This is a genomic window from Legionella qingyii, assembly GCF_003184185.1.
Genome location: NZ_QHJG01000033.1, coordinates 45,705 through 54,324 on the forward strand (window position 1 = coordinate 45,705; position 8,620 = coordinate 54,324).

Consider the following 8,620-nt stretch of genomic DNA (forward strand, 5'->3'; position numbering starts at 1 on the left):
GCAATAAGCAAACGTGTTCCAGACCTTCGGGAACTCAAAGAACCGGTTCTACTTGGTACCTTTTGGATAACCTGATTACTGTTAGTAGTCATAGATTGCTAATCTTAAATAGGTAAATGTAACTACCTCGTCTACTCAAATCCGTATCTGCGCGAGAAAAAAATTAATTATTTAATAAGGTCGCTCGTTTTTTTATTTCGCTAAATAAAAAGATAAATGGCGCCTCTTTTATTTCGTACTTACCAGCGTATCTTAATTGACAACCTCTGGTTCGGTTCGTCGACAACTTACTATATTTTAAATATTTTTTTACCAGTTAAAATATACTAAGGACAAACATACCGTGACATATAGTTAGAGGACTAAAGCAGACGAGAACCATACTTCATATAATAAGACTTACCGTTGGTCACGACCAATGAAACACCTTGTTTCTGTTACTGGAGTGACGAAATACCTGAGAACGAAAAAGGAATTTTTGGTTGTGGGAACGAGTACGGCCTTGTTAAGTTCGTCTTATGGTACGAACCAATCGACATGGGCTTCATAGACTAACCAAATAATTTTGCCGTACCAAAGTTAACTTTTTAGTAAAATCTAAAAGTTATGATTCTAAATGGATAGAAGGCGGTAGAGAAGAAGGATAAGAAGTCAGGTAGGGGCTCTACTGCATGTTAGAATAACACGCCTTTTTTTTATCCGGAAATTAGGTTAATTTACGGGTACTCAACGTTTTCAGAAAATACTTTTTCTTTTTATTTTCGTTTGAATTAGTAGAGTTTTTTAATCCCCTTAATTTTAAAAATTCTTAATGACTTAACCAACTCAATCTCGCTCAGGAGGGACTTAATTATTTAATAATACTAAAAGCAGTTCCGCGCGAAGTAGTTCAATGAGGGAAAGCTCTACTACTGTTTTTTGCGAGAAAGAATCATGTTAATAAACATAGACGAGGACTATTCTAAACGTAATGTCATTGAATAGAATTGTTATGAGGATAACGACGGTACTATCCTTACTAATCGTTGTTCTACTATGTGAACCTAAACAATGGGTCGAGGGGTAAAAATCGTCTTACAAGTGGACCTTTTAACGTAGATTACGATAATCCGCTCATGGAATAATCAGTCCCGATATTTGTCAAACTAGATTGGGGACCACTACTACGGACCTTTCTCGCAAAACGGTTACGCGTACTACTTCAAAGACTTCAATAGGAAATATTTAAGTCGATAAATGCAAAAGAACATTTCGAAAAACTACCAAACTTTTTTGAGAATTTTGGAATATTTTTGAGAAATTTATTCCAATCTAGGAAGTAAGTATTTCCTAGGTTAGTTACGTAACGTTTTAATTAAATATCTTATTTTTTAACCTAATTTCTTCTATTGCTTTACACATAGATGAAAAAACTCGCCAGAAGACGTGTCTTAAAATTCAGACTACTTGCTCAGTTTACGTTAAGTTAGAGACTAAATGAGGTAACACTCGGTACCGTGTTAGTTATACTAAAAAATAGTTGGCGTAATTTTGCTAAGTTGCGTTTCCTTATATAGATATGATACTGATAACTATTAATGGAACGCTAAATATAAACCTACTGCTTCTTGGCGTCAAAAAAAAGATAAAAGGTTATAAGTCAATTATAAGGACTTTTCTCGTAGAATAAAATACTGAGTAGCTATGTAGGTTTTAAATCTTCTTTTCCAGAAATATTTTATTACGAACGGGTATACTATGTACTTCGTAAATGAAAGTGCCTGTAATTTAGATAAATACAAAAACAAAATCGCTCATTAAATGGAAAGGCGGTACGATATCTTGTTCGCCCCAAAGTTATAGCTTCAAGTTAAAAATACGTCTCTTCTAAGCCAAAACATTTTTTTACCTACTTATTTGGTGATATTTTGAATTAACTCTATCTATTCCTAATTTGTCAAATGTTCTTGGCCAACAAAATTAAACGACATATATAAATTTTAGAACAGACCCCTCAACTTAGTTACTCGTTGGAGTAATTTCCCCTCTTAATATTCAACTTATTAGGACGAAAATAAAATCCAAACAAACTAGGACCTGAACGACACCATGTAGAAGAACGCCTACGGTTTCAATTACAATAGCCAAAAAGTTGAAAAAGACGTCCACTTTAGCCTCATATGTGTGCTTTTACGTTCCAGGTAGTCTAGGGAATAGGGTATCCTGCACTCCTACGTGATAATCTGAAAGAAGAATTTAAATATGTCCTATTATTAACCTGGTCGGAAATAGCGGGCCACAATAAAGGATGTTGTCTAGATAAACAAATAACCTATCGTCTTTTACTTCTATATGATTTTTTCATAAAAAATAAACTCGTTGGGAGATTTCTTTATTGGGAAGAAAAGTTTTTATTTTTACATGTCTCGGTCAATCGCGAATTACGTCCAAATTTGTATGGAACCTGTTATCTTTAGTTTGTAGAATTACTAGAAGGAGTGAATCTTTTCGAATCAAAGGGAAATAATCATTTTCCCCGGCTGAGTTGATGAACCTTTTTTTTATAAGTGCTTTTTCCCTATCTTTAAAGGTCCTTCCGTCTAGAACTTGGCAATCAAACACTCGAAAACTTTTGCGTTGTTTCACAATAAGAGGTTCTTTAGTAAGGTCCTGGTCTCAGATTAAATTATCTCCAAAGATACTATCGGTGAGTTTTTTCACTGTATCATTCGAGATAATGGCAAGCTTTTTAAGTAGTCAAAGGCGCCTTTATACCATGTCCAACAAACCAACTTCTTTCAGTAAAGGGGCTCTATCTTTTCGATCGGTATTTTAAACAAGTTTTCTTATTCAATTCACCATAAAATTTATACCTTAAATTTAATTTACTTTTTTTACCTAATCGAATAATATAACTTTGGTTAGAATCTTCGACCCTAGTTTAACCCTATTGAGCTACATAACCACCATTGAAGGGTATAGAGGACAAAGTTGAAGATTGGCTATGTTTTGAAGGTAAAAGGATATTCTTAACAAGGTTTATAAGAGGGTAATGAACCTAACTAGGCCACTCACTTCGTTGGAATTATAGAGTTCTTGGTTTGTTTAACTTACGTAAAAAATGTAAAAATGTTGCTACCTCTTTTTCATGACATTAATTGTCAACCATGACCTTACTAGGACAAGGAAAGTATTTTTTTACCTCAAATAGGGTGTTTTAAGTAAGAAACTAAGTCAAATAAACCTTTTTATCAAAGCGATTTGAGGTATTTAGAATTACAATAACCAACTTAGTTTGCAGTGTTTATAAAAAAATTTAGGTATCAAAAAAATTAAAAGATTTTCTTTTATATCCGAACCTTATTTGTAGTTAATTGTGCCGTAAACGCGGTTTAAAACTTTACCACACGTAAGGAACAAAAGGACCGCCGCCAACTTAAAGCGTTGTTTTGAGAAGAACTTTGCTACACCCCGATTCTCAAAACTAAGCTAATTGGTATTACCTAAAGGGTATAGATGGTCGCGTCAAAACACTTCCAGCTATTTAATATAGCAAATATTATTTGCCGCAAGGACGACCAGCTGAACTAGATTATAGTGTAAAATGACCTAATTCACGTACAACAACGGTACGTGGACAATCACAAAATCTCATGGTTTACTTTTCTACTCTCAATAGAGGTTAAAGAAATACCCATGTTTTATTGGTGGTTATTAGGAATGATACGTACTAACAATATAGTTGACGCCCCTTTAGTACATAGTTTTGTCGAAAAACTATGGTAAAAGGTCACCCACAAGCGAAGGTCTCACTATGAACCAAGCTACGCCTTCTAAGGCCTTACGTTATTTCGCGGGGTAAAAGTGTCTATTCTATTCCTATTCTATTTACAGGACCTCAAAGGTTCTATAATAGAAGAGGAACTTTAAGGGAAGGTAATAGGGTAAAATTTATCCTCTAAAAAGGAAGAAGAACATAAACTAGTTTAAAAAGTTTATTATAATAAGGACGGGGGAGAAGTATTCCTATATGAGGTTTTCCTAGACGGTATTTTATAAAAAAATCCAGTCTTAAGTGTATAAAATAATTTAAAAGTAGATAACTACAACAAACTTGTTTTCTAAGTTACCAAAAAAGTTGTTGTGGTTAAGCGGTTGAGTAGTAACATTAAAATCCTACACAATGGTTGGTCCTTATTTATGCCGACGAATGTACTTTTTTTATAAAATTGTACAGCTGTAATGACCCAAAGAAAAAATATCGATGAAAAAAAAGAACTCGACCTATTAGCGCTTGTTATAGAAATAATCTTACTTAATTAAGAACCGTTTGAGCAAAACCCTTTATACATCATGAATTCTCATAACATAGGTCCAATCAAGACATTCAGGGAAATGTTGATTTTACTGATGTTTTATTAAGAGGAGATACGTCCTACATCGGAGATAGGACCACAAGTCAGTTTGCAACATTACATTGTCATTACGTTAGAAAGAATAGTTTGCAAAGGGTTTTACGGCCTCCATTCAGAGGTACTATAAGTCCTAGAGGTATTACTTTAGCGGTTTGGGGCTTAAAACGCCGTAAGTTTTTTAGTGGAAAATTTTACGACAGAAGTTTTACATTATATTTCAGATTGAGAGACTAGAATTCTAGAAAATTTAGAAGTAGTAGTGTTATTTATCATAGACGGGATGCTAATTATGACACTTTAGATTAAAAAAAATAAAGTCATAAAACGTTACATGATGAGTATAGACATGCTTGGTATCGAAAATTAAATCCATTCTGATCTATGAATATCTTGTTGTAGGTCTTATTTTTAGCTCTTAAAAAATTTTCTATTGCGGTGAATGATTCGGAGAAAAAAAATATAACGCCTTGCTACTATTCACGTTCAAGTCGTATGACTCTTAGTTCGTCGACTCAATTTGTTAAGCGAACGGTGTAACCTTTTTAACAACCCGAACATGATTAATGACGTTTAAATTTTGTTGGTATAAGAAACCCATAGTAATTAAATAAAAGTCTTTAATCATTAAATATTCTATATTATCAGATCTTTTTTGTCCTAGTGGTGTCTGTTTTTATGGGTTCCGTCGTTATCGTTTCCTTAACTACTGAAAATGACATTATAATCATGATGTCAAATTACCTGATGGAAATATGGTTGCTATACGTTATCAACGAAATAACATGGAAAGCTCACGGAGTTTGGAAGTATTCCTCGACTAAGCGAGTGGCGTTTAAAGGAGGCAACGAACCGGGACTTAGCGGATAGTAGCGATTTTTTGGTCAGGTAGCGATTAGGCTGTAGGGCCGTACAGGCGCCCCATTGTATACACTAGTTCGCTGTCACGAACGGTGCCTCTTTAAGTGAATTAATACCTCTGTACAAAGTGGTTCTACTCTGAGAAACCTAAATCATTTGTTCAAGCTGGTAAGGAGATGGCAGAAAAGTTGGTAAAGGCATTTTAGTCATAGTAGTACGCCAAACTTTTTTAGCGCACGTGCAGGTATTTGCCTTAACCAACGGAGTCGTGCCGAAAGTAGACTAAGTCCGGACAGATTATATTAAACCTTATAGAAAAGTTTGGCGAGTTATAATAGAAAAGGTCTACATCCCGAATCGTAATTCAGCTTTTAAACAAAATAAGGTAGTCCTTACCAATGGCCGAGTCTTTTTATAAAATAACCATGACAGAGTCTTTTCTTAAAATGTCTGGTTGCGGGCAAATTAAGAGGATGACCCTGACCCCATTTATCTGAAAAAAGTAACTAATTATCTACATTGCTCAGCATTTCAGCTAATGTTAAACAAAATGGATTAACCGCTCGTTGGTTTGCTGTCTCGTTACATAAAAACCCCTCATGTATAAGAAAATGGAAAAATCTCGGCGGTTATTTTTATAAAAAATGAAGCAATAGGCAACGTTGGGCTAGTAGCAGAAATTCACGAGCGAGCAATAGGTTGGCAAAAAATTAAAGACATCGTTATAGGAGCCCATTCATGGTCAGACCCCAGAACTACGGAAGTCTTGGACCGCGTAAGACAGGACGTACAAGTACTACTACTGCTGAGTATATGTCTAGTCGATGATTCCTCTGTTTTGCTTACGCTAAGAAAAATAGTATCTCGAGTAGTTTATGTCCGGTTGTAGGTATCTCAAGAAATATTTCTTAGTAGCGTAGTCATACTTATTCGAGATACCGAAAAGATAGGAACGGTGATTGCGTGCTAGGTATTCTTACGGGAGGTTACGAGTTTTATTAATTGACGAGGTCTCTCGAGTTTTTATTAAGGGACGGACGTATTAGTTTTTATCAACGCCAGGGACATCGACTGAGATTCTGTGAAAATATAAGGAGGTTTTCTCAGAAATCCGGACCTCAGCTTCTTTGTATAAAGAGGCGATGTCGGTTATTTAAGTTTGACAGAAATAGTAAACTGACGCATATTATCTCAGCAAAACGATTTAATATCCCTACTAATAAGACCTCTTAGCAAACACAGCGACGCGCAGCAAGATGGCGACGGGCGCGATTAAATATGTCGAGATTTAGACCTCCATTACACCCGTTTATCAGCCATTAGGTTCAGCCGTGTATTAGCCGACGTACTTAACCTGATTAGTCGCAAACATTATAACGTTCAACTAGGCCAACACGTAAAAGGTAGTGAAATCGGTCTAAGCTTAGCTATACCGCAACAACGTGGCGAGGTCCGGTACAATTAGGTAGAGCTCAACGTTGCACTGACCTCGCTATAGCGAAGAAACTGTCAAGTGCTTTAAAAGGTAGAACTGAGTGACGATTATTTGATACTTGTCGTATTAAACGTCCGTCTCCGTCGCAAGCTACTGCTGACCTATTTATTCATTGACGTAGAAGCTGAGCAAACGTAGGAAAGTCGTGTACAAGGTCCTTTTTGACAACTACGAGCCTGTTATGGGTTATGGTAACACCTTATGAACTTTACGGAGGGTGGCATCTCCTCGTAAGGAAGAATTTTGAAAGACTCTTTTAATCGAAGAATTTGAACGAATTCAACATAAGGTTCAAGCTACCCAGATTACGGTTCTGTGCCTAGTAAAGAACGTTTACGCCCGGGTTGAGTAATTTGGTCCGTCCTTCACCATTGCTCAAGCATCGTTAAACAAAATCTAGTTGTAATTTTAATTAACGAGAAAAAAAATAATTACGGGTAAGCTAATTTTTTGATAATTTCAGGACTTGCTGAAGTTATATCGACGGTTAACTAGCTAAGTCTAATGTTTTTATCCGAACGACTATGAGAAGTTCAAATGTTTGGGTCCTACCTCAAAACCCTATAAACGAGCGGAATTAAACAAAATTAAGTAAATATTTAACAAGTATCATTCCTCCTTCGCTAAGCAGCTAGACCTCTTACATTAGCAGTAGTAAGTTGAAGTACCCGCAATTACAACGGTCTAGCATCGCTGGAACTGCGTAATTAAGTATAACAAGACGAAGTAAGTTATTGAGTTAACGAAGAAATTACCTTCATGGGGTGGGGTTTCGTTAGTTAAGTTAATTAAAGCGTCACATAAAAAGATTAAGGAATACGTTAAGTAGGTAACTCGGAAAACGTACGTTTCGTAGAAGAAGCGTAAGCAAGTGTATGAGAAGATTCCACGAAAACTCGTTTTTTGCCGAAACGCCGCGATTACCTATTCGTAGTTCTTCTTTCCTCTTGCGGAATACCTCTGATAATTGGGCTGCATGCTTTGACGCCACTAATAGTCCGAAGAACACCATTCAAAGATCTTATATCGGTCCTTTCGCTTAACGATTCCGAAGCTCATTAAGTCGACTATTAAGCCATGGTACGCCATGTGCATTTTATTAAGGAAAAGGGTAGCTAATTAAAGGAATTGCTGAATGGAGCCAAATTTTTTGAGGGAATCCTAATAAGTTTTTCTCCAATATAATCAGGATTAGAGAAGCAATAATAACATATTTATTAAGGTACTTTGTTAATGTTATTAGTGAATTAAACTATTTTTATTATTTTTCCTCAAACAATTACTCGATGTAACATGTTGTAATATAACCACCTGTTAATTAGTTACTTTGCTTATGCTGATGGGTAGGATAAATATTAGGTCGTAATCCCCTTCATTAGCCGGTTCAAGTAAAACGTAGGTTTAGTGACACGCTATTTTGCTAGCGATGACGGTTTCTTCGACCTCGTCTTACCCGTGTTTGAGGACGTTATTTTTCTCGTGCTTAAGAAAAATTTAAGGCGCTAAATAATCTTTTTTTAGTTAACCTAGACCGTGCCTAGCAGTGAGCACTTGTACCGTTCTGAAACCTACTACGTTTTCCAAGACATCGTGCACGATATCTTCATCAACTTAATGTAACGCCGGATCAGTTAGTTGAGTTTCCTCTAAAGAGTCGTCTACATTGGTTACCGTAACTAACGGTATGTAATGCGGTTGGTTATCCACAAACACGACCACAGAGAGGAAAATTAAAGGGACAATACCAAGGCCAAACCTACTACTAAGGCCGTTAACGTACACCGTTGTGGAAGTAGAACTTCGGAAGGCTTGTCCTGGGAAGGCGAGGTCAAGCAGAGGAACTTAATAATTCACTACGTCCTAACGGACGATT